General features: G+C 72.9%; 21 protein-coding genes. 10 read left to right on the top strand and 11 right to left on the bottom strand.

Going from position 1 to position 24919, the window contains the following annotated elements:
• Positions 1 to 53: 53 nt before the first annotated feature.
• Positions 54 to 731 (top strand): uracil-DNA glycosylase, encoded by a 678-nt coding sequence (locus ACZ3IG_RS32425; protein ID WP_467436570.1) that lies wholly within the window; start codon positions 54 to 56, stop codon positions 729 to 731.
• A gap of 21 nt (positions 732 to 752) precedes the next feature.
• On the opposite strand, the gene ACZ3IG_RS32420 is transcribed toward ACZ3IG_RS32425, so the two are convergent.
• Positions 753 to 1220 carry a MarR family winged helix-turn-helix transcriptional regulator gene (locus tag ACZ3IG_RS32420; protein WP_467436569.1) on the bottom strand — a complete coding sequence of 156 codons (468 nt, stop codon included), beginning with the start codon at positions 1218 to 1220 and terminating at the stop codon, positions 753 to 755.
• Between the two features lie 113 nt (positions 1221 to 1333).
• On the opposite strand from ACZ3IG_RS32420, the gene ACZ3IG_RS32415 reads away from it, so the two are divergent.
• On the top strand, positions 1334 to 2524 hold the full coding sequence (locus tag ACZ3IG_RS32415; protein ID WP_467436568.1) for an FAD-dependent monooxygenase: 1191 nt from the start codon (positions 1334 to 1336) through the stop codon (positions 2522 to 2524).
• A gap of 33 nt (positions 2525 to 2557) precedes the next feature.
• Here ACZ3IG_RS32415 and ACZ3IG_RS32410 read toward each other — a convergent pair whose 3' ends face one another.
• The gene (locus tag ACZ3IG_RS32410; RefSeq protein ID WP_467436567.1) at positions 2558 to 6544 is read right to left on the bottom strand and encodes a metallophosphoesterase; all 3987 of its coding nucleotides are present in this window, start codon (positions 6542 to 6544) and stop codon (positions 2558 to 2560) included.
• Between the two features lie 285 nt (positions 6545 to 6829).
• Here ACZ3IG_RS32410 and ACZ3IG_RS32405 point away from each other — a divergent pair, with 285 nt between their 5' ends.
• Positions 6830 to 9859: a 3-keto-alpha-glucoside-1,2-lyase-like domain-containing protein gene (locus ACZ3IG_RS32405; RefSeq protein ID WP_467436566.1), complete on the top strand. Its 3030-nt coding sequence runs from the start codon at positions 6830 to 6832 to the stop codon at positions 9857 to 9859.
• Positions 9860 to 9981: 122 nt separating this feature from the next.
• Here the strand turns inward: ACZ3IG_RS32405 and ACZ3IG_RS32400 are convergent, their stop codons facing one another.
• Positions 9982 to 11139: a WD40/YVTN/BNR-like repeat-containing protein gene (locus ACZ3IG_RS32400; RefSeq protein WP_467436565.1), complete on the bottom strand. Its 1158-nt coding sequence runs from the start codon at positions 11137 to 11139 to the stop codon at positions 9982 to 9984.
• A 156-nt stretch (positions 11140 to 11295) separates the two neighbouring features.
• A complete protein-coding gene (locus ACZ3IG_RS32395) occupies positions 11296 to 12678 on the bottom strand; it encodes a nucleobase:cation symporter-2 family protein (protein ID WP_467436564.1) in 1383 nt (460 codons plus the stop codon).
• A gap of 165 nt (positions 12679 to 12843) precedes the next feature.
• Here ACZ3IG_RS32395 and ACZ3IG_RS32390 point away from each other — a divergent pair, with 165 nt between their 5' ends.
• From ACZ3IG_RS32390 to ACZ3IG_RS32380, 3 genes are all read left to right on the top strand, one after another.
• A complete protein-coding gene (locus ACZ3IG_RS32390) occupies positions 12844 to 13284 on the top strand; it encodes a MerR family transcriptional regulator (RefSeq protein ID WP_467436563.1) in 441 nt (146 codons plus the stop codon).
• Positions 13281 to 14261 carry an NAD-dependent epimerase/dehydratase family protein gene (locus tag ACZ3IG_RS32385; RefSeq protein WP_467436561.1) on the top strand — a complete coding sequence of 327 codons (981 nt, stop codon included), beginning with the start codon at positions 13281 to 13283 and terminating at the stop codon, positions 14259 to 14261. Before ACZ3IG_RS32390 ends, ACZ3IG_RS32385 begins: the two co-directional genes overlap by 4 nt.
• A gap of 186 nt (positions 14262 to 14447) precedes the next feature.
• Positions 14448 to 14903, top strand: coding sequence for a DUF6214 family protein (locus ACZ3IG_RS32380; protein ID WP_467436670.1), 456 nt, complete (start codon positions 14448 to 14450; stop codon positions 14901 to 14903).
• Between the two features lie 49 nt (positions 14904 to 14952).
• Here ACZ3IG_RS32380 and ACZ3IG_RS32375 read toward each other — a convergent pair whose 3' ends face one another.
• Positions 14953 to 15621, bottom strand: a complete 669-nt coding sequence (locus ACZ3IG_RS32375) for a DUF305 domain-containing protein (protein WP_467436560.1) — start codon at positions 15619 to 15621, stop codon at positions 14953 to 14955.
• Between the two features lie 190 nt (positions 15622 to 15811).
• Between ACZ3IG_RS32375 and ACZ3IG_RS32370 the strand changes: the two genes are divergently transcribed.
• Positions 15812 to 17314 carry an LVIVD repeat-containing protein gene (locus ACZ3IG_RS32370; protein WP_467436558.1) on the top strand — a complete coding sequence of 501 codons (1503 nt, stop codon included), beginning with the start codon at positions 15812 to 15814 and terminating at the stop codon, positions 17312 to 17314.
• Here the strand turns inward: ACZ3IG_RS32370 and ACZ3IG_RS32365 are convergent.
• The 4 genes from ACZ3IG_RS32365 to ACZ3IG_RS32350 form a co-directional block, all read right to left on the bottom strand.
• Positions 17302 to 17994 (bottom strand): TetR/AcrR family transcriptional regulator, encoded by a 693-nt coding sequence (locus tag ACZ3IG_RS32365; RefSeq protein WP_467436557.1) that lies wholly within the window; start codon positions 17992 to 17994, stop codon positions 17302 to 17304. The two genes, ACZ3IG_RS32370 and ACZ3IG_RS32365, sit on opposite strands and share 13 nt — an antisense overlap.
• Before the next feature lie 325 nt (positions 17995 to 18319).
• Positions 18320 to 19012, bottom strand: coding sequence for an HAD family hydrolase (locus tag ACZ3IG_RS32360; RefSeq protein WP_467436556.1), 693 nt, complete (start codon positions 19010 to 19012; stop codon positions 18320 to 18322).
• Between the two features lie 9 nt (positions 19013 to 19021).
• Positions 19022 to 19756: a phosphatase PAP2 family protein gene (locus ACZ3IG_RS32355; protein ID WP_467436555.1), complete on the bottom strand. Its 735-nt coding sequence runs from the start codon at positions 19754 to 19756 to the stop codon at positions 19022 to 19024.
• Between the two features lie 89 nt (positions 19757 to 19845).
• Positions 19846 to 20391 carry a DUF5134 domain-containing protein gene (locus ACZ3IG_RS32350; protein ID WP_467436553.1) on the bottom strand — a complete coding sequence of 182 codons (546 nt, stop codon included), beginning with the start codon at positions 20389 to 20391 and terminating at the stop codon, positions 19846 to 19848.
• Between the two features lie 163 nt (positions 20392 to 20554).
• On the opposite strand from ACZ3IG_RS32350, the gene ACZ3IG_RS32345 reads away from it, so the two are divergent.
• Both ACZ3IG_RS32345 and ACZ3IG_RS32340 read left to right on the top strand, forming a co-directional pair.
• Entirely contained in the window at positions 20555 to 22243 is a 1689-nt protein-coding gene (locus ACZ3IG_RS32345) for an FUSC family protein (protein ID WP_467436552.1), read from the top strand.
• A gap of 149 nt (positions 22244 to 22392) precedes the next feature.
• On the top strand, positions 22393 to 22935 hold the full coding sequence (locus ACZ3IG_RS32340; protein WP_467436669.1) for a MarR family winged helix-turn-helix transcriptional regulator: 543 nt from the start codon (positions 22393 to 22395) through the stop codon (positions 22933 to 22935).
• Between the two features lie 27 nt (positions 22936 to 22962).
• Here the strand turns inward: ACZ3IG_RS32340 and ACZ3IG_RS32335 are convergent, their stop codons facing one another.
• Both ACZ3IG_RS32335 and ACZ3IG_RS32330 read right to left on the bottom strand, forming a co-directional pair.
• Positions 22963 to 23748: a VOC family protein gene (locus ACZ3IG_RS32335; RefSeq protein ID WP_467436667.1), complete on the bottom strand. Its 786-nt coding sequence runs from the start codon at positions 23746 to 23748 to the stop codon at positions 22963 to 22965.
• 122 nt (positions 23749 to 23870) lie between these two features.
• Positions 23871 to 24263 (bottom strand): VOC family protein, encoded by a 393-nt coding sequence (locus ACZ3IG_RS32330; protein WP_467436551.1) that lies wholly within the window; start codon positions 24261 to 24263, stop codon positions 23871 to 23873.
• Between the two features lie 103 nt (positions 24264 to 24366).
• Here ACZ3IG_RS32330 and ACZ3IG_RS32325 point away from each other — a divergent pair, with 103 nt between their 5' ends.
• A complete protein-coding gene (locus tag ACZ3IG_RS32325; RefSeq protein ID WP_467436549.1) occupies positions 24367 to 24915 on the top strand; it encodes a GNAT family N-acetyltransferase in 549 nt (182 codons plus the stop codon).
• Positions 24916 to 24919 lie beyond the last annotated feature (4 nt).

The following is a 24919-nucleotide window of genomic DNA, read 5'->3' as shown; positions in this document are numbered from 1 at the left end:
CCCGTTCCGACTCCGGCGGAGCACGCCCCCGTCCGCCAGTAGAGTGACTCCCCGTGGCACCACGACCTCTCCATGAACTTGTCGAGCCCGGCTGGGCGAAGGCCCTGGAACCGGTGGCCGAACGCGTCGCCGCGATGGGCGACTTCCTCCGCGCCGAACTCGCCGCCGGCCGCACCTACCTGCCGGCCGGGCCGAACGTCCTGCGCGCGTTCCAGCAGCCCTTCGACGACGTACGGGTCCTGATCGTCGGACAGGACCCCTATCCCACGCCGGGGATGGCGATCGGTCTGAGCTTCGCCGTGGCCCCCGAGGTGCGCCGTCTGCCCGGCAGCCTGATCAACATCTTCCAGGAACTGCAGAGCGACCTGGGCCTGCCCCGCCCGTCCAACGGCGACCTCACCCCGTGGACCCGGCAGGGCGTGCTCCTGCTCAACAGGGCGCTGACGACCCGGCCCAACAGCCCCGGCTCGCACCGCGATAAGGGCTGGGAAGAGGTCACCGAACAGGCGATCCGCGCGCTCGCCGAGCGCGGCCGGCCCCTGGTCTCCGTCCTGTGGGGGAGGGACGCCCGCAACCTGCGCCCGCACCTCGACCGCTACCCGGTGATCGAGTCCGCCCACCCCTCGCCCCGCTCCGCCGACCGGGGCTTCTTCGGCTCCCGCCCGTTCAGCCGGACCAACGACTTCCTCGCCCGCCAGGAAGCGGAACCGGTCGACTGGCGCCTGCCCTGACCGGCCCGGCCACGGCCGCGGTCACCCCTCGCCGGAGTCCAGCGCGGCCAGCCGCCCGGTGACGTCGGTGACCAGGCGCCGCAGCAGCCGCCCGAGGTCGGCCCGGTCCTGCTCCGGCCAGTGCGCGATGGCCTCGGTGAACCAGCCCACCAGCGTCGAGGTGTAGCGGTCGGTGGCCTCCGCGCCCTCCTCGGTGGGCTCGATGAGGCTGGCCCGCCGGTCGTGCGGATCGGCGATCCGGCGCACCAGCCCCCGCCGCTCCAACTCCTGCACCTGCCGGGTGACATGCGGCCCCACCACCTGCATGCGCTCGGCGATCTCCCCGATGCGCAGCGGCCGGTCCGCCAGGTGCACGGAGAGCAGGACCGTCATCGCCGGCCGGTCCAGGGAGAGTCCGGCGCTCTCCATGGCGCGCTCGGTCAGCCGCCCGCGGTTGACCGCGTTGCTCAACCGAGCCAGGTGCGGGAGGACCTCCCGTACGTCAGCCATGCCCTCCATGCTTCCACCCACTTGCATACCTAACTCAGGTATCTATATAGTCCCGAGAAGAAGGATAACTAAAGTACGCATCTTTCCGATGCGGTGCACGCGAAGGGTATGCCATGCCCCCCTCCGTCCTCGTCTCAGGAGCCAGCATCGCGGGCCCGACCCTGGCCTACTGGCTCCACCGGCACGGCTTCGACGTCACCGTCGTCGAGAAGGCGCCCCGCGTCCGCGGCGGCGGGTACGCCATCGACATACGGGGGACCGCCCTGGGTGTCGTCGAGCGCATGGGGCTCCTCCCCGAACTGAGCCGGGCGCACGTGGACACCCACCGGTTCACCTTCCTCGACACCGACGGCTCACCGATCGCCGCGCTGGACGCCCCCGCCGTCGCGGGCTCCGACGCGCGGCGGGACCTCGAAGTGCGCCGCGGCGACCTGGCGGCGGGTCTGTACCGCCTCACCCGCGACTCGGCGGAGTACCTGTTCGGCGACTCCATCGCCACCCTCGACGACCGCGGCGACCACGTCGACGTCACCTTCCGCGGCGGCTCCCGCCGCCGCTTCGACCTGGTGATCGGCGCGGACGGACTGCACTCCCGCACCCGGAGCCTCGTCCTCGGCCCGGAGGAGCCCTACCACCGCTACCTCGGCCGCGTCTTCGCCGGTTTCACCTTGCCCAACGACTTCGGACTGGAGCGCGAGGCGGTCGTCTGGAACGTCCCCGACCGGGGCGCCGCCCTGTACGCCTACGGACCGGGGGAGCCGATCCACGGCTTCCTCTTCTTCGGCCGGGCCGAGCCCCCGTTCGACGCCTTCCGCGACCCCGAGGCGCAGCGCGACCTCGTCGCCGCCACCTTCCCCGACCGGCAGTGGGAGATCCCCCGGCTGGTGGCCGCCATGCGTGAGGCCGACGACCTGTTCTTCGACATCGTCAGCCAGATCCACCTTCCCGTCTGGTCCAAGGGGCGCGTCGCGCTCGCCGGCGACGCGGCGCACGCGACCTCCTTCCTGTCGGGCCAGGGCTCCAGCCTCTCCCTGGTCGGCGCCTACGTCCTGGCCGGCGAACTGGCCACGCACACCGACCACACCGCGGCGTTCGCCGCCTACGAGAAGACCCTGCGCGAGTTCGCCGCGCTGAACCAGGCCCTCGTCGGCTCCGGCGGCACCGTGGTCACCCCGCGCACCCAGGAGGAACTGGACGCCCGCAACCGCGCGCTGCGCGACCGCACGGCCCTGCCCTCTCAGGAACGGGGCCGCGCCGTGTACAACGCGCTGCGCCTGCCGGACTACGGCACCGCCACCTCCTGAGGGGGCGGCGGTGCCGACGGGCGGGCGCGCGGGTCAGTCCCGCTCGTCCAGGTGGCCGAACCAGTCGTAGTACGGCGATCCGGGGCCCCAGTCGCCCGGACGGCCGTCGGCGTCCTTCGTCACGAAGACGCTCGGCTGGGAGGCGGTGACGCCGCCGCCGGCGGAGCGGGCCGTGACGAACCACGCGTGCGCGGTACCGGGCTTGAGCTTCCGCCAGGTCACCGAGGCGATCTCGCCCGACTCCACCTCGGCCTTGCCGATGACGCTGACGGGGTTGTACAGCGCGACCGAGTCGGTCCGGAAGGTCGTCTCGCGGGACTGGAGGTCGATGGGCAGCACCATGTTGTCCTCGGTGCCGTCGTACCGGTGGTCGGAGTCGTACTTGGTGGCACCGAACTCGTCGAGGAACGGCGAGTAGGTGTCGACGGTCAGCTCGGAGCGGTCCACGTCGAACTGGAGCATCCGGAAGAAGCTCGCGCCGAAGTTGAGCCGGTCGTCGGGCCGGTAGCCGCCGGCCTCGGTGAGGCCGAGGCGATCCGCGGAGACCGTGTAGAACTGGTAGTCCGCGAGGAGTTCGACCACGCCGCGGCCGACCTCGCCGACCGCGGGCTTCACGTTGGTGCCCACGCCGTGCTCGTGACCGGCGAGGATCAGGAACACGTTCGGGTTGTCCTGGACCACCGTCTTGTACAGCATCGAGCCGTCGGGCGCGGTGAACGGGGCGCCGCGTCCGTCGGGGCTGGTGCTCGGCGCGAGGTAGTCGTGCGAGAGCAGGATGCCGTTGCGGTCGGAGAACCGCTCGAAGACGGAGTCGGCCCACGCGGCCTCCTCGCGGGTGACGCCGTAGGACAGGCCGACCACGACGAAGTCCTGGCCGCCGGCCGAGAACAGGTCGTAGTGGTTCTGGTTGTCGCCCGCCTTCCAGGGACCGCCGTAACTGGCGTGCTCCCAGCCCTCGGAGAGCGCCTGGTAGCGCTCGGGACCGTAGTACTGGTTGTAGATCGCGTCCGGGCCGTTCTCGGTGCCCGACTGGTTGTCGTGGTTGCCGGCGATCACCCCGTTGGGGATGCCCGCGTCGTCCAGGATCTTCTGCTGCTTCGAGGACAGCTCCAGCTCACCGACGATCTGCTGCCGCAGGGCCTCGGTGGCGGGCTTGCGGATGTTGTTCTCGATGATGTCGCCGGTGTGCGCGACGTACGCGATCTTCCGCTCGTCCTTGTTGGCGACCACCCAGCGGCCGACGTCCCCGTACGCCTTCTCCCAGACCGCCCGCTCGGCGGCCGTCTCCTGCTCGACCGCGCCCTCGGAGAGGTACTGCGTGTCGGTGTGGTGGACGATCGAGAAGTCGTACGAGTCCGGGTCGGCGAAGGAGTCCGGGTCGCCGGCCTCGATGTCGTCGGCGAACGGGTCCTCGCCGGTGACCATGACGTGGACGGTGCGGTGGTCGACGTAGGTGTCGTCGTCCAGGACCGCGCTCAGCACCGTGTCGCCCTCGGCGGCGCCGCGGGCGCTGCTCACCACGTCCCACTGCCGGGTGCCGGTGTTCCACACCCGCAGCGAGGCGAGGCGCTCGGGGTCGATGACGCCCTCCCAGCGCAGCACCGGCCGGTCGACCCGGCCGTGCACGCCGACGTCGAACCGCTGGAAGGTGACGTCGGAGGAGGCGGGCGCGTCCAGTGTCCGTCCGTCGGCCGGGGCCAGGCCGGCCGCCTTGACCTTCTTCTCGCCCTTGACCTTCAGGGTGGTCGGCACGGCGGTGGCGGTGCCCTGGTACACCTGGCCCGGGGTGAGGATGTCGGCCTCCGCGAAGGTGGCGGTGACCTCGCCGCCGTCGGGTTCGGCCACCCGCGCGGACAGTGTGACGTTCCGGCCGGCGTCGGTGGTGCCGGAGGCGGGGGTCAGCCGGTCCGGGGTGTCCGGGACGCCGGCGGAGGTGAACGCGATCTCGCGGGTGCCGGTGTTGCCGAGGCCGTCGGTGGCGGTGACCGAGAGCGTGTGCGGGCCGGCCTTCAGACCGGGGCCGACCGCCTCGCCGGCCTCGATCGCCTTGCCGTCCAGTGTGACCTGCGGACCGCCGGTCACGCCCGAGGGGTCGTCGACCTGGACGTCGAGGACGACCGCGGCGGTGATCCGCTGACCGGCCTTCGGGGTGCTGCTCGCCACCACCGGCGCCGAGTTGTCGGTGGCCAGGACCCGGGTCGCGGTCCTGCCGGACTTCGAGGTCGCGGCCAGCGTGTGCGTACCGTCGGCGATCTTCGTGGTGTCCAGGTCGGTACGCAGGCCCTTGGCCGGCCCGTCCACGAAGAACTCCAGGTCGACCTCGTCCAGCGGATTGACACTGGAGCCGCAGGAGCCGTCGCCGAAGCTGTAGGAGCCCTTCACCATCCGCCCCTCGGCGGTGGCGCCGACCGGGGTGAGGGTGAGCTCGGAGAGCACGAAGTCGTCCCGGTTGACGCCACAGGAGCTGTCGATGCCGCCGGTGACCACGTCGATCGTGTTCCAGCCGGGGACCAGCCACTCGTTGGGGACGGCCAGCTCCACGCGCTCGCTGACGTAGTCGCTCTCCAGCGGCACCTTCCGGCCGTTGACCAGGACGTGATTCCGGTAACGCGCCTCGATCGAGTTGCTGCCCACGGTGAAGCCGAGGGTGGCGCTGCCGGAACCGAGGGTCTGCACCACCGGCACGGCCGGGGCGTCGATCGTCCAGTGCAGCTCGGCCTCGCGCAGCGCGGTCGACGACGAGCCGCACGTACCGTCGCCCATGACGTAGGAGGCCGCGATGTCCTCGCCGGTGACGGTGGCACCGTCCAGGGCGAGATCCAGGCCGCCGATCCGGAAGTCGTCGCGGTTGGCGCCGCAGCTCTCCTGGTAGGCGCCGGTGACGACCTTCACGGTGTTGCCGCCGGGCACCAGGTAGCGGGCCGGCACCGGCAGGGAGACGCGCTGGCTGACCCAGGTGCCGCCCAGGTCGATGCGCTTGCCGTTGACCAGCAGGTGGTTGTCGAACTTGTCGTCGATCGAGTTGGCGCCGACGTCGAAGGAGAGGACCGCGGCGCCGTTGCCCAACTGCGGCTTGGCCACGGGTGCCTCGCCGTCCACGGTCAGCGCGGCGACCCCGCCGTCGTCGCCGGCCGGCAGGGCGGCGGACACCGGCTGCTCGCCCCGGACCAGCGTGCCGTCCTCGGGCAGCAGGCGGGGCGCGCCGGCCGGGGCGTTGTTGACGGTCACCTTGTTGGTGACGGCCTTGCCCGAGGCGGTGGTCGCGGTGAGGGTGTGCTCGCCGCCCGCCAGCTCGGTGGTGTCCAGGTCGCTCCGCAGACCGGTGGTGCCCCGCGGGTCGCCCAGGACGAAGAAGCTCAGCGACGCCTCGGTCCGGTGCGAGGTGTTGGTGCCGCAACTGCCGTCACCGAACGAGTAGGTGTACTCGTTCTCCTCGCCGTCCGCGACTTCGCCCAGCAGCGTGAGCCGGATGTCGGAGAGCACGAAGTCGTCGTGGTTCATGCCGCACGAGCTCTCGATGGCCCCCGCGAAGAACTGGATCTCGTTCTCGCCCTTGACCAGGTGCTCGTTCGGGATCTCGATGGTGCCGCGCTCGTTGACGAGGTCGCCGAGGGCCGCCCGGTACTCGCCGTTGACGAGGAGGTGACTCCCGTAGCGGGCCTCGACCGAGTTGGACCCGACGTCGAAGCTCAGCCGGGAGACGCCGACCGTCTTCTCCGCCTCGACGGCCTTCCCGTCGACCGCGAGCCCGGTGACGGAGTCACCCGCCACGGCCGGCGTCGCCTCGATCGTCCGGGTGCCCTCCAGGTAACTCCCGTCGGCGGGGGTCAGGACGGGCAGGGACGTCGCGTCCGCGTCCGCCGGGTCCCGCTGGTCCGTGGCGCGCCGGTCGGTCCCGGGAACGGCGTACGCCGCCGCCGCGTTCCCGCCCACGAGGACGAGCGCGGCGAGCGCGGCACCGGCCAGCCGCCGTCCGCCGGACCCTCCGCCCCGCCCTCTTCGTCGCTGTGCTGGCCGCATCGGCAGCCGTCCTTCCTGTCGTCACAAGGTGAGGGGCACGCCGCGATCCGGACCGGGCGTGCCCACCGCGGATCATGCGCACGTCAGGTGAACGCCCGTGAGCCGCCTGTGAACGAACAGGGGAAGGGGTGTCAGGGCGCTTTGAACGCGCCACTTTGAACACACCCATGACAAAGTGTGGACATGTCAAGCAGAAGTCTCCTACCTTGACGGCGGAACTGCAGCCACACCGCTCACGACCGGAGCGACTTCCGGCACGGTCCGGTCCCCACCCCCGGAGGACCAATGCACCCACGCCCACGCCTGTTGCCACGCCTGCGCAGACGCGCCGCTCTCCTGCTGACGACGAGCGTCCTCACCGGCGGCCTGTACGCCACCGCCACCGCCACCGCCACCGCCACCGCCACCGCCGCGGCCGACATCCCGCCCCAGGAGCCCGGCGTCACCCTGCGGGTCTTCGACACGCAGACCCCGCTGAGCAAGCTCTGCGTCCTGAAACCGGGACAGACCCCCAACCACGACAAGCTGATGCCGACCGTCGACTGGTCCACGGAGGCCGACTTCGGCGGCTTCGCGGACAACTTCACGTCGGAGGCGTCCGGTTACCTGGACATCCCGGCCGACGGCAGCTACGTCTTCCGGCTCACCAGCGACGACGGCTCACGGCTGACCATCGACGACGCCACCGTCATCGACCACGACGGCCTGCACGGCGCCGAACCGAAGGACGGCACCGTCCACCTCACCGCCGGCCCGCACCCGTTCCGCGTCGACCACTTCGAACGCGACGGCGGGCAGCAACTGCAACTGTCCTGGCGCCCGCCCGGCGCCGACGGCTTCACCGTCGTCCCCACCGAGGCGCTGAGCACCGACGCCGGTGTCGTCCGCGTCACCGCACCGGGCCGCAAGGAGTGCGAGGCGGGCCGCGACACCCCCGGCGACGGCCTCCCGCTGACCTCCGTACGCCCCGACCTGACCCTCACCGACCTGCGCCCCGAGGGCTTCGAACCGCAGGTCAGCGGCATGGACTGGCTGCCCGACGGACGCCTGGCGATCAGCACCTGGGGCGGCACCGACAACGTGGCCGGCGAGGTGTACCTGCTGGACAACGTCACCGGGGCGACCAGCGCCGACAAGGTCACCGTCGAGAAGGTCGCGAGCGGACTGCGCGAGCCCATGGGCATCAAGTACGTCGACGGCGACCTGTACGTCTCCCAGAAGCACGAGCTGACCCGGCTCGTCGACGAGGACGGCGACGACGTCACCGACGAGTACCGCACCGTCGCCACCTGGCCGTACGGCGGCAACTTCCACGAGTTCGCGTTCGGCCTCCTCTACCGCGACGGCTACTTCTACGTGAACCTCTCCGTCGCCATCAACCTCGGCGGCGCCACCACCGTCCCGCAGCCCGCTCCCCACCGCGGCGCCACCTACAAGGTGAGCAAGAAGACCGGGAAGATCAGCCCGGTCGCGGGCGGACTGCGCACGCCCAACGGCATCGGCTGGGGCCCCGGCGGCGACCTGTTCGCCACCGACAACCAGGGCGGCTGGCTCCCGGCCTCGAAGCTCGTCCAGATCAAGCAGGGCCGCTTCTTCAACCACTACATCGAGCCCGCCGGACCCTTCAACGCCAACCCCGTCACCGAACCGGTGCTGTGGTTCCCGCAGAACGAGATCGGCAACTCGCCCTCCACCCCGCTGTACCTGAAGAAGGGCCGGTACGCGGGCCAGATGCTGATCGGCGACGTCACCTACGGCGGCCTCCAGCGCGCCTACCTGGAGAAGGTCAAGGGCCAGTACCAGGGTGCCGTCTTCCGCTACACCCAGGGCCTGGAGGCCGGCGTCAACCGCATCACGCTCGGCCCCGACGGCGCGATCTACGCCGGCGGGCTGGGCGCCGACGGCAACTGGGGCCAGGAGGGCAAGCTCAAGTTCGGCCTGCAGAAGCTGACCCCCAACGGCGGCAACACCTTCGACATCAAGACCATGCGCGCCGTACCCGGCGGTTTCGACCTCACCTACACCCAGCCCCTCTCCGCCGAGACCGCGGCTCAGCTCGCCGAGCGCTACGAGGCCGAGCAGTGGCGCTACACCCCGACCACCGACTACGGCGGCCCCAAGATCGCCGAGGAGCGGCTCGGCGTACGGTCGGCCACCCTCTCGGACGACGGCCGCACCGTCCGCCTGCGCCTGGACGGCCTGAAGCCGGACCGCGTGGTGCACCTGCGCTCCCCGCGCCCCTTCGCCTCCGCCTCCGGTGAGACCCTCTGGTCCACCGAGGCCTGGTACACGCTGAACGAGATGCCCGGCAAGCAGCCGCCCGCCGCGACCCTGTACGAGGCCGAGGAGGCCACCCTCACCGGCACCGCCGGCATCCACAGCGACCACACCGGCTACTCCGGCGACGGCTTCGTCGACCGCTACGCCACCGAGGGCAAGGCCGCCACCACCTTCGACGTGACGGTCCCGAAGAAGGGCGCCTACGACGTCAACCTGCGCTACTCCAACGGCCCGGACCCCTTCCAGGGCACCAAGTCCCTCTCCCTGTACGTGAACGGCGAGAAACCGCGCCAGACGTCCCTCCCCTCCACCGGCGACTGGGACACCTGGTCCACGAAGACCGAGCGGGTCTCCCTGCGCGCCGGACACAACTCGGTCTCCTACCGCTACGACCCCGGCGACACCGGACACGTCAACCTCGACCTGATCACCGTGCACCCGCGGGGCGACCGCGTCACCCTCTTCGACGGCACCGCCGCCTCCCAGTCCCAGTGGCAGCACACCGACGGCCGGCCCACGGCCTGGCCGCTGTCCGACGAGAAGTCCATGGAGGTGTGCTGCGGCGACCTGCGCACCAAGGACGCCTACCAGGACTTCGCGCTGCACGTGGAGTTCCGGGTGCCGCTGCTGCCCCCGGAGGTCACCGGCCAGGACCGCGGCAACAGCGGCATCTACCTCCAGGACCGCTACGAACTCCAGATCCTCGACTCCTACGGTGACACCACACCGGCCACGAACGAGGCCGGGGCGTTCTACCTCAAGAAGGCACCCGACGTGAACGCGGCCACCGCGCCCGGGACCTGGCAGACGTACGACATCGTCTTCCGGGCGGCCCGCTTCGACGACAGCGGCGACAAGACCGCCGACGCCCGGGTGACGGTCGTGTGGAACGGCAAGAAGGTCCACGACGACGTGGCCCTCGACGGTCCCACGGCCTCGGGACGGGCGGAGACCCCGGCCGCGGGGGCGATCCGCCTCCAGGACCACGGGAACACCGTCCGGTTCCGCGACATCCAGGTGCGGCCCTTGAGCTGACGCGATCGTCAGGACGCGAGTCCGGTTTTCCCGGCCCGTCGGCCCGCCCGCGGCGCCTTCCCGGCGCCGCGGGCGGGTCCGTCCTCGTGGCACCGGAGGACGTCACCAGGGGTGTCACCGCCTCATCCGACCACCGCCGCCCGCACGCACAGCACGTCCGGCAGGTGCGAGGCCAGCTGCCGCCAGCTGTCGCCGTCGTCGGCCGACGCGTACACCTCTCCGTTGCGGTTGCCGAAGTACACCCCGGCCCGCTCCCCGGCGTCGTCGGTGCACAGCGCGTCGCGCAGCACCGTGCCGTAGTGGTCCTCCCGCGGCAGCCCCGCCGCGAGCGGCTCCCAGCTCCCGCCCGCGTCGGAGGTACGGAAGACCCGGCAGCGCCGGCCGGCCGGGACCCGGTCCGCGTCGGCGTTGATGGGGAAGACGTACGCCGTGTCACCGCGCCGCGGATGCGCCGCCACCGCGAACCCGAACGTGGACGGCAGGCCCTCGCCGATGTCCGTCCAGTGCGCGCCGGCGTCGTCGCTGCGGTACACCCCCCAGTGGTTCTGCAGATAGAGACGGTCGGGGGTGGCCGCGTCCCGGGCGATCTTGTGCACGCACTGGCCGAACTCCGGGTCCGGATCGGGCAGGAACACCGCGGAGACGCCGGAGTTGGACGGCGCCCAGCTCGCGCCGCCGTCGGTGGTGCGGAACACGCCCGCGGCCGAGACGGCGACGGTCACGGCCCGCGGGTCGCGCGCGTCGGTGAGCACGGTGTGCAGCCCCTCGCCCCCGCCGCCCGGCATCCACCGCGAGCGGGTGGGGTGCTCCCACAGGGGCCGGACCAGCTCGAAGCTCTCCCCGCGGTCCTCCGAGCGGTACAGCGCGGCCGGTTCCGTACCGGCCCAGACCACGTCGGGCTCGGCGGCGGACGGGTGCAGCTGCCACACCCGCTCCAGGGAGGCGTCCGTCTCCTTGGGGAACCTCACGGCGGGCCGTGCCGGTTCGGTCCAGGACCGGCCCAGGTCGTCGGAGTGGAAGACGGAGGGTCCCCAGTGCGCGCTGTCCCCGCCGGCCAGCAGCCGCGGGGTGTCCCGCCGGGTGTCGATGGCGACCGAGTACACGGCCTGCGCGTTGAAACAGGGGTCCTCGTCGAACTCCCAGGTGCCTCTTCGCCGGCGCCCGATGAACAGGCCTTTCCTGGTGCCCACGGCGAGCAGTACCTCGGTCATGCCGATCACCTCCGCGGCGTCCTCTTCGACGCCTTTGTCCTGGACACCGGCCAGTTTGCACCCCACCACTGACACTCACCTCCGGTATCGGCGTCGGCGCAGGTCGGACCGGCAGTGCGCGTGCCCAGCCGCCGTCCGCCGGCTGCTCACCGACCCGGTCCTCCCGCCGGCCCGGACCCGGCCCGGCCATGCCCGCACGTGCTCCGGTGCGGCTCGGCCGAACGCCTAGACGGCCTCCCCGGGCGTGACCGGCGTGGTGCCGCTCAGCGCCGCTTCCCCGGCCGGCTGCCCGGCCGTCGAGCCGGTGCGTTCCGGAAGGTGGTTGAACAGCAGATTCAGCACGATCGCCGTCAGGCACCCCGCGCTGATGCCGCTGTGCATCACGGTCTGGAACCAGTCCGGGAACCGGTCGTACACAGTCGGCACCCCGACCGGCAGCAGGCCCACCGCCAGTGACACCGCCACCACCGTGAGGTTGTGGTTGCCCTTGAAGTCGACCTCGGCGAGCGTGCGCAGGCCGCTCGCGGCCACCGTCCCGAACATCACCAGGCCGGCCCCGCCGAGCACCGGCGCCGGTACCGCCGCCACCACCGCGCCCAGCTTGGGCAGCAGGCCGAGCAGCACCAGCATGCCGCCCGCCGCGGCCACCACCCAGCGGCTGCGCACCCGGGTCATGCCGACCAGACCCACGTTCTGCGCGAACGCCGTGTACGGGAAGGTGTTGAACACGCCGCCCAGGACCGTGGAGAGACCGTCGGCCCGCAGCCCGTCCGCCAGCGAGCGCGGCTCGGCCTTCCGGCCGGTCAGCTCACCGACCGCGATGAAGTCACCGGTCGTCTCGGTCATGCAGACCAGTGCCACCACCAGCATCGACACGATCGCTGAGGCCTCGAACACCGGCGCGCCGAAGTGGAACGGCGTGCTGACCCCGGCCCAGTCGGCGTCCGCCACCCCGCCGAAGTCGGTGAAGCCCAGCGGCACCGCGACCGCGAGCCCGGCCGCGATGCCGATCAGCACCGCGATCCGGCCGAGGAACACCGGCGCGAACCGCTGTACGGCGAGCACCACCACGAGCACGAAGGCCGCGAGCCCCATGTTTCCCGGATCGCCGAAGTCCGCCGCGCCGGAGCCGCCCGCGGCCCAGTTGCCCGCCACAGGCATCAGCGAGACACCGATGATCAGGATCACCGTGCCCGTCACCAGCGGCGGGAAGAACCGCAGCAGCCGCCCGAAGACCGGTGCCAGCAGCATGATCGCGAGCCCCGCGACGATCACCGCCCCGTAGATCGCGGGCAGACCGCCCCCCGTGGTCCCGATCATCACCATCGGGGAGACCGCGGCGAACGTACAGCCCTGCATGATCGGCAGCCGCACGCCGAACCGCCAGAAGCCGGCGCACTGGATCAGCGTCGCGATGCCGCACACCAGCAGATCGGCGGTGATCAGATACGCCAGATCCGCCGGCGGCAGCTCCATCGCCCCGCCCACGATCAGCGGGACGGCCACCGCGCCCGCGTACATGGCGAGGACGTGCTGGAGACCGAAGGCGGCCAACTGCCGCACGGGCGGAACCTCGTCGACCGGGTGCACAGGGGTGGGCGGGGCCATGGGCGCTCCTGGGCTGCGGGTGGGAAACATGTCAACAGCCAGAGACCGTAAGCGGCTTGAACAGTTTGTTGATTTCCGGTGTGTTGCCGCCGTGTGTCCGCCCCGCCGGGGCCGTCGCGGGGTCACGCTTGACCTCAAGCGCTTGAAGTGTGTTCTGCTCCTTCCATGGCAACAACCTTCACCATTCGGGACGTATCCCGACGCAGTGGGCTGAGTGAGCCGACGCTGCGCTACTACGAGGACGTGGGCCTGATCGGTCCGGTGGACCGGGACGAGGGCAGCGGACACCGGCGCTACCGCCCCGAGGACCTCGACGTGCTGGACATGCTGGCCTGCCTGCGGGCCGTCGGCGTGGGCATCGAGGACATGCGCGCGTACATGGCCAACCGGGCCCGCGGCCGGGCGGCGGCGGCCGAACAGCGTGATCTGCTGCTGCGGCACGCGGAACGGGTCGAGCGCGAGCTGGCCGCACAGCGGGCCCGCCTCACCTACCTGCGGGAGAAGGCGGCGATGTGGGACGCCCGGGAGCGCGGTGACGCCGTCGCCGAGGCCGAGGCGACCCGACGAGTGCGGGCGGCGGCAGGCCGCCTGGAGGTGGAGCGATGAGCAAGGTACTGGTCACCGGCGGGTCCGGTTATCTGGCGACGCAGCTGATCGCCGCGTTGCTGCGGGAGGGCAGGCAGGTGCGGGCCACGGTCCGCTCGACGGCCGCCCGCGAGGCCGGCCTGCGCGCGGCGGTGCGCCGCGGCGGCGCCGACGACGCCGGTCTGGAGGTCGTCGCCGCGGACCTGATGGCCGACGACGGCTGGCCCGCGGCCCTGGCCGGCTGCGACGAGGTCCACCACGTGGCCTCGCCCATCCCGGCCACCCAGCCCGAGGACCCCGACGAGCTGATCGTCCCCGCCCGCGAGGGCGTCCTGCGGGTCCTGCGCGCCGCGCGTGACGCCGGCGCCCGGCGCACCGTCCTGACCTCGTCCTTCGCGGCGATCGGCTACACGCCCAAGCCGGACGCCGACTACACCGAGGACGACTGGACCGACCCCGACACCCCCGGCCTCGCGCCCTATCCGCGCTCCAAGGCGATCGCCGAGCGGGCCGCCTGGGACCTGATGGAGCGCGAGGGAGGCGGCCTCGAACTCGTCGTCGTGAACCCGACGTTCATCCTCGGGCCCACCCTCACCACCGACCTGCGTTCCTCCACCCAGTTCGTCAAGTCGATGCTCGACGGGACGCTGAGCGTCCTGCCCCGCCAGTACTTCGGTGTCGCCGACGTCCGGGACGTCGCCGATCTGCACCTGCGCGCGATGGCCGCGCCCGGCGCGGCGGGGCGGCGGTTCCTCGCGCTGGCCGACGGCCCCGCCCTGAGCTTCCTGGACGTGGCCGAGACGCTCCGCCGGCGGCTCGGCGGATGGGCCGCGCGCGTTCCCACCCGGGAGGCCGAGGGGGAGGAGCCGCGGCGCCCGGTCATCCACAACGACCGGGCGCGCGAGGAACTGGGCTGGACCCCGCGCCCCGCCGGGACGACGATCGTGGAGACCGCCGAGAGCCTGCGCGACCTGGGACTGCTGGCGCCCATGGCGTGAGGACGCCCTGGCGCGGCACCCTGTCAGCGCACCGCTCGCGGTCCGCTGACAGGGTGCCGCGCCAGCCGCTCGACGCGTGTCCGTCACGGTACGGATGTGATACGTGGTTACGTTTCGCGGGTGCCCGAAGCATCGCGCGTTCATCGTTCCCTCCGGCTGTCCGACCGCTGCCCGGACGACGGCGAGATCTCCGTACGGCACGCGTGGAACGTGTGCGAGGACGGTGCCACCGCGTCCTGGTACGACGTCCTGCTGGTGTTCGCCGACGGCGCCCGGATCGAGGCCCTGGCGGTGGTCTCCCCGGACGGCGTCTGCCTGGAGGACGTGCAGGCCCGGCCGGCGCTCTGCCTCGACGACCTGACGGCGCTCGGCGAGTGGCTGGAGGAACCCCTCGCCGAGGCGTGCGGCGCCGGCCGCGCGGACGGCGCCCCGTCCGCCGTTCGGCACGCCCGGCCCGGCTGTCCGCGGGGGCCGGAGGGGCAGCGGCTGGCGGCGCGGGAGTACCGGGCCGCTCAGGAGCGGGGCGGCGACCCCGTCCTGGCGGTGATGGCCGCGACCGGGCTGAGCAGGCGCGGGTCGCTGCGGTTGATCGGCCAGGCCCGGGACGCGGGCCTGCTGGCACCGCGCCGGGCCCGCCGCTGACCGGCCCCCGCCCGCCCCGCGGCCGCGGCGGCGATCACCCCTGTACGCATCACAGCATGTCCCGCATCCGGGAGATCTCGCTGGTCTGCTGGGCGACCACGTCGTCGGCCATCTCCTCGATCCGGACGTTGTTGCCCTGCGCCTTCACGTCCGTCGCCATGGTGATCGCCCCCTGGTGATGGGTGATCATCAGCGTCAGGAAGAGCTGGTCGAACGCCTTTCCCCGCGCCGCGCGCAACTGCTTCAGCTGCGCGTCGGTCGCCATGCCCGGCATCGTGGCGTGGTCGTGCGCGCCGCCCGTCCCCGTCTCCTTCTCGCCGTGCTCCGTCAGCCAGCCCCGCATGGCGCCGATCTCCGGCTCCTGCGACGCGGCGATCCGCTCGGCGAGGCGCCGCACCTTCTCCGACGCGGCGCGCTCGGGCACCAGGTCGGTCATCACCAGCGCCTGGGCGTGGTGCTGGATCATCATCCGGGCGTAGTCGGCATCGGCCGAGTTGGGCGAGTCGTCGTCGGCGCGCTGCTCCTCGGCGTCCTGGGCGGACAGCGTGCGATTGGCCTCGCCCGGTCCGCCGGGCGCGATCACCGAGGGGCCGGAGGAGGCGGCCGAGCCGGTGTTCCCGCCGGAGTCGCCGGAGTCGCAGGCCCCGAGCCCCAGTACGGCCAGGGCGGTCAGCGACACCGCGACGAGCGAGGCACGGGACACGGGACGGAAGGGCACAACGACCTCCTGGGACAGCCGGGGCGGGGGACACCTCGTGAGTGTCCTGACCGTCCTAGCACGCTTCCGCACACCGCTGATCGGAAAACTTCATTACGAGTCTGTTGCCCCCTGTTGGTATGAGCATGCCGAAGACGATACTGCGGAATGGACGCACCGTTCGAACGCGAACGGAACCAGGGAGGAAGCAGTGATCCTGTTGAACGACCCGAGAACACGGCGCAGACGCCTGGGAGTCGGCACGGCTGCCGCCGGGCTGCTGGCCGCGCTGCTCACCGCCTCACCGGCGGCGGCGACCCCCGACCCCGGGGACGGTCCGGCCGCGTCGAAGGAGGTGTCCAAGAGCGCGCGGGCCGAGGCGGCCGAGGCGATCGCGAGCGGTGAGATACCCGCCCAGGACGAGATCGTCCACTCGGACAACATCGAGCACCTCGTCAACATCCCCAAGGACGTGCTGCCGGGCACCAACTCGGACCTGGCCTTCCAGGGCAAGTACGCCTTCGCCGGCAACTACGACGGCTTCCGCGTCTTCGACATCAGCAACCCGAAGAAGCCGAGGACCGTCTCGCAGGTGCTGTGCCCCGGCTCGCAGAACGACATCTCCGTCTCCGGTGACCTGCTGTTCCTGTCGACCGACTCCTCGCGCAGCGACGACAGTTGCAACAGCACCACCCAGCCGGTGACCGAGAAGTCCTCCTGGGAGGGCATGAAGGTCTTCGACATCAGCGACGTGCGCAACCCGAAGTACGTCGCCGCCGTGGAGACCGCCTGCGGCTCGCACACCCACACGATCGTGCCCGAGCGCCGCAACGTCTACATCTACGTCTCCTCGTACTCGCCGAGCGCGTCGTACCCCGACTGCCAGCCGCCGCACGACGGCATCTCGGTCATCAAGGTGCCGCGCAGCGCCCCCGAGAAGGCGGCGGTCGTCGGCTTCCCGGTGCTGTTCCCCGGTGAGGGCCCCGACGGCGGCGGCAACCCGGGCGCGCCCACCAACCCCGGTGTCTCCAAGACCACCGGCTGCCACGACATCACGGTGCTGCCCTCCAAGGACCTGGCGGCGGGCGCCTGCATGGGCGACGGCATCCTGTTCTCCATCAAGGACCCGGAGCGCCCGAAGGTCATCGACCGCGTCCAGGACAACGTCAACTTCGCGTTCTGGCACTCGGCGACCTTCAACCAGACCGCCAAGAAGGTCGTCTTCACCGACGAGCTGGGCGGCGGCGGCGCGGCCACCTGCAACGCGGAGATCGGCCCGAACCGCGGTGCCGACGGCATCTACGACATCGTCGGCAAGGGCGAGAAGAGCAAGCTCGTCTTCCGCGGCTACTTCAAGATCCCGCGCCACCAGGCCGACACGGAGAACTGCGTGGCCCACAACGGCTCGCTGATCCCGGTCAAGGGCAAGGACCTCATGGTCCAGGCGTGGTACCAGGGCGGCGTCTCCGTCTGGGACTTCACCGACTCCTCGAAGCCGAAGGAGATCGCGTACTTCGAGCGCGGCCCGCTGTCCACCGACACGATGGTCACCGGCGGCTCCTGGTCGGCGTACTACTACAACGGCCACATCTACTCGAACGACATCGCCAAGGGCTTCGACGTGCTCAAGCTCAGCGACCGGCGTACGGACGCGGCCAAGCGGGTCCGCCTGGACGAGCTGAACGTCCAGACGCAGCCGGACTACTTCGACTGATCCTCCGGCCGGTCCTCGGGGGCCGGCGCGGTGGCGAAGAAGCGCGACAGGTCCGTGGCCGTGCCGCGGCTCCCGCCGGACACCGGGGTGTCCGGCGGGACACCCATGTCCCACTCCAGCCGGTAGCGCGCGAAGATTTCGGCGCGCAGCACCGGCACCGGCATCGGTGCCCCCGGCATCAGCGCGGCGTACACGGCGCCCATGAGCAGGGCCCGCAGCATCGGGTAGTCCCGGTCCACGTCGCACGAGCCGTGCCGGGCGACGGTGTCCCGCAGCAGTTCGGCCAGCCGCCGCTGCTCCGGGCACGGCACGAACCCCTCGGCGTGCAGCAGTCCCGCCATGTGCTGGCGCATCAGCACCGGCTGGTCCCGGGCCAGACCCAGGACCGCGTCGATGGCCCGCGCCATCCGCTCCCGCCCGTCGCCGGAGCGCGGCTCCCGCTCCAGGGCCTCCTCCAGCGTGCGGTGCATCAGCCGGTGCACGGCGGACTGCACGAGCCGGCGCTTGCCGGGGAAGTAGTACGAGATCAGCCCCCGCGCCGCCCCCGCCCGGTCGGCGATGTCGCCCAAGGTGGTGGCGTCGTAACCGCGTTCGCCGACCAGTTCCACCGCCGCCTGGAGCAACCGCTCCTGCGAGCGCCGGCGTAACTCTTCGTTGACCGAGGCGCTCCGCGGGGACATGCTGTAACTCCTGCGTTGACTGGCTGCCAGCCAACTATACTCAGGGCTACCGGACTCGCACCGCCATGGGCGCGTCCGGCCACCGCCACCTTGGGCGATGCGGGGGATCGCCCAAGGTGGCGGCGCGTGCCGAGGGCCGTCCCCCGTCTCGGGGAATCCCGTCGGCGCCCACTCGATCGCCCGTCACGGCACCGGGTCCGACGGTGCCGCCGCTGCCGCCGGTCGCGCCCGCGGTGCGGGCGAGGCCCGAGCGGCCCGTTCACGAATCCGCCGGCCACCAGCCCACCGAGTGACGGATCACCACGGCCTGACGACCGGGGGCCGGTTATCGCGGCACGAGGTCGAGTACCGGCCGCAGTCCGTCGGGCCGTTCGCGGACCGGCAGGTGGTCGACGAAGTGCACCTCGCAGCCGAGGGCCGCAGCGCCGCCGTCCGCGCGGCGGTCGTCGCCGACCATCAGGGTGTGCGCCGGGTCGGCGCCCAGGGCCGCGCAGGCCGTGGCGAACAGGGCGGGGTCCGGTTTGCGGACGCCGTGTTCGTAGGACAGCGCGTAGGTGTCCACGTAAGGGGCCAGCCCGTGCGCCTCGAAGACGGGACGGGGGTCCCAGCCGATGTTGCTGACCACGCCGACCGGGATCCCGCGCTGCCGCAGCGTGCGCAGCACCTCGGCGGCGTCGGGGTAGGGGCGCCACGCGGCCGGCGTCATGTGCCGCTCGTAGAGCGCCTCGTGCAGCGCGGGGTCGGGCAGCGGCACCCGGCGGGACAGCCCCGTGTACGCCGCGCGGTGCAGTTCCGGCGCCTCGTCCCGGGTCTCCCACACGGCGGCCAGCTCGTCCGGCACCCGCGCGGGCGGGGCCCCGCCCGGCAGCGCGCCCGCCTCCTCCAGCGCCCGCGCGGTGCGCTCCACCTCCGCCTCGGGCAGCTGGACCCGGGCCTCGGCGAGCACCGCGCGCAGCCACGTCCCGCAGGACTCGACGCGGAAGAGGGTGCCGGAGAAGTCGAAGAGCACCGCCGTCATGCCGGGATCCTACGAGGCCGGACTCTCCCGTGGCGAGGGGGCGGTCCGGCGCGCTGCCGGCCCGGGCCGCCGGCGACGGTGGACCGACACCGCCAGACACACCGTCAGGGCGCCCATGAGCCAGCCGGCGACGACGTCCGTGGTCCAGTGGACGCCCAGCCAGACCCGGGTCAGGCCGACGCCGGCCACCGAGACCACGGCCACGGCCGTCGCGGCCAGGCGCGCGGCGCGGGCGGCGGCGTAGTGGTGCAGCAGCCACAGCAGCAGGCCGCACACCACGGTGGCGGTCATGGCGTGGCCCGAGGGGAAGGCCGCGTAGTGGGCGCTGTCCACGGGGTCGGGCCAGACCGGACGCGCCCGGCCCACCGCGGCCTTCAGCACCTGCTGCACCAGCGCGGTCAGCGCGCACGTCGCCGCCAGCCACAGCGCCGTCCACCAGGCGTCGCGCCGCAGCCCCAGCCACAGCACGGCCACCGCGCACAGCAGCCGCATCGTCCACGGGTCCCAGACCCAGTCGGTCAGGACGCGGAAGGTCTGCGTGACGCCGGTCTCCTCGACCGCCCAGCGGTGCGTGGTGCGGGAGATGCCGGTGTCCAGGTCGATCAGCGGGCGCCACTCGGCGGCGACCAGGACGAGCAGCAGCGCCGAGCACACCGCCAGGACCCAGGCGGCGCGGGAGGCGGTACGGAGCGCGGTGCGGGGCCGCGGTGGACGGGGCGGGGAGTTCAGGTGCGGCGTCTGCATGCTGAGATCCTCGCCGAACCGGAGGCCGGTGGGCCAATCCCGGTGCTCGTGGCTCCCCGAGGGCTGCCCGCCGTGCGCCCGGCGCGAGTTCAGAGCATCGCCAGCATCGCCAGCATCGCGATCCCCATCGACAGCCGGCACGCGCGCGCCAGCTCCGGCCGGTCGCCCCACCCGCCGCCCGCGGCACCGGCCACCGCGGGCACCGGCACCAGACGGACCCCGGCCAGCAGGACGTACCCGGCGAAGTAGAGCAGCAGGGCGCCGGTGAGCAGGGGCACGCCGGAACCGCCGTGGCCGTGGCCGTGCCCGGGGGAGGCGGTCATCACCAGCGACATGTAGACCATCGCCCCGGCGCCGACCAGGTGGTGGAGATGGTGGCGGCCGCTCCGGGCGGCCCACAGGGCGCGCAGCCCGGCCGCGCCGAACACCGCCGCGTAGACCGGCCAGACCCACGCCGGCTGGGTGATCACGGCAGCCGGCACGGCCATGACGGCCATGCCGAACCCCATCAACGCCTCGCCGCCCGCGGCGCGGCGCTGCTCCTCGACATCGCTGCGCATTCGCAGCAGGCAGTAGGCGCCGGTCGCCGCGCACAGCGCGACCAGCAGCCAGCCGGAGGACACCGGTCCGTGCACGCGCCCCTCCCTCGCTCGGCTGTCGGTCGAGGGATGCCCACGGCGCGCGGCGCGCACGCGAGCGCAAGGAGGCATCGGAGGGGCATTCACGGGAGCACGGCCTGGGACAGCGGTGAACCCGGAGGTAATCTTTTACAAGTAAAACACCTGCTAAGGTATTTGTATGAGCAGCGCGCCCCCCACCTCCGGCCCCACCCGCATCCGCCGCCTCCCCCTGGCCGGCGCGCTGCGTCCGCGCCGCCCCTCCGACATCTGGTTCAAGCCCGCGCTCAGCTCCGTCGCCTCGCTCGCCCCGCCCAACCTCACCCTGCTGGCGCTCGGCCGGCTCGACCTGGCCATGTACACGATGGCTGGGTCCATGTGCGCGCTGTACGCCCACAACCGCCCCTACGCCGCCCGCGCCCGTGCCCTGGTGTGGGTGATCCTCGGCATGGTCGGCGGCCTCGCCGTCGCCCTGGTCACCGCGTCGCTCACCGACGACGCCGTCGTGCTGGTGGCCGTCGGCGCCCTGCTGGCCGCCGCGCAGAAGACGCTGTGCGACGCCACCCGGGTCGGCCCGCCGGGCAACGTCGTCCTCACCTTCATCAGTTCCGCCGCCCTGTTCGTCCCGCAGACCCTCGGCCAGATTCCCGGTCACCTCGGCCTCGCCCTCGCCGCGGGCGCCTGGGCCTGGATCGTCGGCATGGCCCCCGGCCTGGTCCGCCCGCACGGCCCCGAGCGCCGCGCCACCGCCGCCGCCCTGCGCGCCGCCGCCGCGTACGCCGACACCCGCGGCACCGGTGACGGCCATGCCGGGGCCCGCGCCGCCGGGTACGCCGCCGTCCAGGCCGCCTGGCAGGCCCTGCTCGCCGTACCGGCGTCCGGTGCCCGCGCGGCCACCCGCCGCGCCCTGGAACGCCTTGTCGTCCGCGCCGAGGTCGCGCTCGCCGCGCCCGCCGACACCGACCCGGAACGGCTGCGCGGCTGGGCCCGCGACCTGCGCGGCACCGGGCGCGTCCCGCGCACCGGGGAGAGCGCCGCCGACACCGAGGAACTGCTCGGCGTCGAGGCCGAACTGACCGCCGGCCCCCGCCGCCTGTGGCACCGGGTCGGTCCGCTCGCCCCGATCGCGGTGCGCACCGCCCTCGGCTGTGCCCTGGCGGGCTGGGCCTCCCTCGCGATCGGTGTCGGCCGCCCCTACTGGGCCCTGGTTACCGCCGCGGCGCTCTACCAGGCGAACCTGACCCTCACCTGGAGCCGGACCGTCCAGCGCGTCGTCGGCAACTTCGCCGGGGTGCTGCTGTTCGCCGCCGTCGCCCCGGTCGCCCACCTCCACCAGGCGTTCCTCGTGGTGTTCTGCCTCGCCTGCGCCTTCGGCGCGGAGGCGTTCATCAGCCGCAACTACTGGCTCGGCACCGTCTGCGTCACCCCCATGGCGCTGCTCATCAGCGAGTTCGCCCGCTACCAGGACCCCGGGGAGCTGATCACCGAACGCGTACTGGACACCGTGGTCGGCGCCGTGGTCGGTCTCCTGGCCGCGATGGCCGTCACCAACCGGCGGGCGGCCTCCCGGGTCGAGGAAGCCGTGACCGCCGCCGACCGCGCCCGTGAGCACGCCGCCCGGCTGCTGTCCGGACCCGACCCGGACCCCGCCGCCCTGGAGACCGCCCGGCGCGCCCTGGCCGCCGCCCTGACCGACCTGCGGGCCACCGCCGACGCCGCCGCGGGCGAGTGGTGGCAGCGGGCTCTGCCCCAGGAGAGGGTCGTGCTCGCCGAGCAGGCCGGACACCGTACCCTCGCCGCTACGGTGCGCCGCCGGACGGCCGGCGCGGACCAGGACTCGGGCACGACAACGGAGGACGCGAAGCCATGACGGCAACCGACCGGCCCTCGGCGACCAAGGACGGCACGACCGGACCGGCGAAGACCGGCCCGACCGGGGCGGGGGCGGGCGATGTGACTGGTCCCGGGGCGCGTGACGTGACGGGGGCGGGCGATGTGACCGGGCCGGGGGCGCGTGACGTGACGGGGTCGGGGGCGGGCGACCTGACCGGGCCGGCGAAGGGCGACACCGTCGCCGGTGTCGTCCGGCAGTGGCAGGCCGTCCACCCCGGCCTGGACACCGGCCCGATGGAAATCATCGGCCGCATCAACCGCTGCGCCGCCCTCCTCCAGCAGGCGGAGGACGCGCCGCTGCGCCGGGCCGGTCTCACCCGGCCCGAGTTCGACCTCCTGGGCGCGCTGCGCCGCACGGGACACGAGCTGACCCCCGGGGAACTGGCCCGCGAGACCTTCTCCTCCGGCGCCGCCGTCACCAAGCGCCTCAAGCAGCTCTCCGAGCGCGGCCTGGTGGAACGCCGCGGCGACACCAGGGACCGCAGGGTCGCCCACGTCCGCCTCACCGACGCCGGGCGCGACACGGTGGACGGCATCCTCCCCGAGCAGCTCGCCTACGAGACGGTCGCCCTGTCCGGCCTGGGCACGCCCGAGCGCGGTGCGCTGGCCGGGCTGCTCGGCGAACTCCTCGTCCAGCTGGAAGGACGCCTCGGCGTGCCGCGGGCCTGACCCGGGACCACCGGGTCCGGCGGCGCGTCAGCCCCGGCCGCCACCCGCCCCGTACACCCCGAACATCGCCCCCTGCGGGTCCCGCAGCACCGCGATGCGCGGGCCGTCGGGCAGCGAGGCGGGCAGCATCAGGACGGTGCCGTGCCCGCCGGTGGCATCGGCGGCGGCACGCTCGACGTCCGCCACGGCGAAGTACGGCAGCCAGTGCGCGGGCACCTCGTGCGGGAACTTGTCGTCCATGGCCACCAGCGAGCCGAACTCCGCCCCGCCGACGCTCCACCGCGCCGAGCCGCCCGAGGCGCCGGAGGTGCCTGAGCCGCTCAGCCGCCAGCCGAGGACCGCCGCGTAGAAGTCCGCGGCCTGCTTTGGCGTACGGGTGAGCAGTTCCACCCAGCCCAGCGAACCGGGCACCCCCGGCGGGGCGACGCCCGCGAAGGCACCGGCCTGCCACAGCTGGAACACCGCGCCGCCCGGGTCCACCGCCACCACCAGACGGCCCGCGTCGGTCACGTCCACCGGGCCGGACAGGACCGCGCCGCCGGACACCGTCACCCGCCGCGCGGCGGCGTCCGCGTCGGCCACGGCGAAGGTCACGTCCCAGCCGACCGGCTGCTCCGGCCGGTACAGCGGGGCCAGCCCGGCGACCGGCGTGCCCGCGAGGCGCGCCAGTGTGTAGCCGCCGGTCGCCCGGCCCGGAACCGTCTCGGGCCGCCAGCCGAACAGCCCGGTGTAGAACCGCCGGGCGGCCCCGACGTCACTGGTCCCCAGCTCGGCCCAGCAGGGCCCGCCGGGCACGGGCGCGTCCGTCTCGATCGCATCGGGCATGGCGTGGGGCGTCCCTTCCGCGGCGGCCGGCGTCCCCCTCCAGCACGCTAAGCCCGACCGCCCGCCCGTACCATCCGGATCTTCCCGCCGCCCCGCCCGCGCGGACCGGCTCAGAGACCCGGCCGGTAGCGCAGCGGATGATCGCCGGGGATCTCCACCAGGACGATCCGGGTTCCGTCCGGGTCCTCGATCCACATCTCCACCAGGCCCCACGGCTCGCGCACCGGCTCCCGCACGATCGGCACGCCCTTGGCCCGCAGCTCGTCGCGGGCCGCCGCCGCGTCGGCCACCTGCATCCAGATCCGGAGCCCCGGCGCGGCCGGCGCCTCGGCCCGGCCGGAGACCTCCAGGAAGCCGCCGCCGAGGAAGTAGACGGTGCCGCGTTCCGGACCGGTGCCGAACTCCCGGTGGACGGCGAGGCCGAGCCGCTCGCCGTAGAAGGCGCGGGAGCGGTCCGGGTCGACGGGGCGGAGCAGGATACGGCTGCTGAGTACATGCACCATGCGTCCGGAGCCTAACGGCAGCGTTACGCTCGACGCTGCCCGCGCCGCGCCGCACCGCGCCACGCCGTATCGCACCGCACCGCACTCAAGGGAGACGTGCTCCATGGACACCGCCGACGCGCTCACCACCGACCTGACCTTCCGCGACGCCACCGCCGCCGACGTCGACGCGCTCGTCGCGCTGATCGAGTCGGCGTACCGGGGCGACAGCAGCCGGGCCGGGTGGACCACCGAGGCGGACCTCCTCGAAGGGCAGCGGACGGATCCCGAAGGGGTGCGGGAGGTCATCGAGACGCCTGGGGGCACGCTGCTGACGGTCGAGAGGGAGGGGCGGATCGTCGCCTGCTGCCAGCTGGAGCGCCGGGACGGGCACGCCTACTTCGGGATGTTCGCCGTCCGCCCCGGTCTCCAGGGCGCCGGCCTCGGCAAGGCGGTCCTCGCCGAGGCGGAGCGGCGGGCCCGTACGGACTGGGGCACGACCGAGATGCGCATGACGGTGATAACGGCGCGCGAGGAGCTCATCGCCTGGTATGAGCGGCGCGGCTACCGGCGTACGGGCCGGACCAGCCCGTTCCCGTACGGCGACGAGCGCTTCGGCATACCGCGGCGCGCGGACCTCGCCTTCGAGCTGCTGGTCAAGGAACTGTCCTGAGGAG

It is taken from the genome of Streptomyces sp. NPDC016677, from assembly GCF_055562815.1.
The sequence above is the reverse complement of the archived record's forward strand: the minus strand, read 5'-3'. Positions and strand labels throughout refer to the sequence as shown.

Excerpts from the sequence above, each read along its gene's own strand:
- ACZ3IG_RS32415 (WP_467436568.1), top strand. The coding sequence starts at position 1,334 with ATGCCCCCCTCCGTCCTCGTCTCAGGAGCCAGCATCGCGGGCCCGACC.
- ACZ3IG_RS32395 (WP_467436564.1), bottom strand. The coding sequence starts at position 12,678 with ATGGCCCCGCCCACCCCTGTGCACCCGGTCGACGAGGTTCCGCCCGTG.
- ACZ3IG_RS32325 (WP_467436549.1), top strand. The coding sequence starts at position 24,367 with ATGGACACCGCCGACGCGCTCACCACCGACCTGACCTTCCGCGACGCC.
- ACZ3IG_RS32410 (WP_467436567.1), bottom strand. The coding sequence starts at position 6,544 with ATGCGGCCAGCACAGCGACGAAGAGGGCGGGGCGGAGGGTCCGGCGGA.
- ACZ3IG_RS32345 (WP_467436552.1), top strand. The coding sequence starts at position 20,555 with ATGAGCAGCGCGCCCCCCACCTCCGGCCCCACCCGCATCCGCCGCCTC.
- ACZ3IG_RS32405 (WP_467436566.1), top strand. The coding sequence starts at position 6,830 with ATGCACCCACGCCCACGCCTGTTGCCACGCCTGCGCAGACGCGCCGCT.
- ACZ3IG_RS32390 (WP_467436563.1), top strand. The coding sequence starts at position 12,844 with ATGGCAACAACCTTCACCATTCGGGACGTATCCCGACGCAGTGGGCTG.
- ACZ3IG_RS32385 (WP_467436561.1), top strand. The coding sequence starts at position 13,281 with ATGAGCAAGGTACTGGTCACCGGCGGGTCCGGTTATCTGGCGACGCAG.
- ACZ3IG_RS32360 (WP_467436556.1), bottom strand. The coding sequence starts at position 19,012 with ATGACGGCGGTGCTCTTCGACTTCTCCGGCACCCTCTTCCGCGTCGAG.
- ACZ3IG_RS32365 (WP_467436557.1), bottom strand. The coding sequence starts at position 17,994 with ATGTCCCCGCGGAGCGCCTCGGTCAACGAAGAGTTACGCCGGCGCTCG.
- ACZ3IG_RS32420 (WP_467436569.1), bottom strand. The coding sequence starts at position 1,220 with ATGGCTGACGTACGGGAGGTCCTCCCGCACCTGGCTCGGTTGAGCAAC.
- ACZ3IG_RS32355 (WP_467436555.1), bottom strand. The coding sequence starts at position 19,756 with ATGCAGACGCCGCACCTGAACTCCCCGCCCCGTCCACCGCGGCCCCGC.
- ACZ3IG_RS32330 (WP_467436551.1), bottom strand. The coding sequence starts at position 24,263 with ATGGTGCATGTACTCAGCAGCCGTATCCTGCTCCGCCCCGTCGACCCG.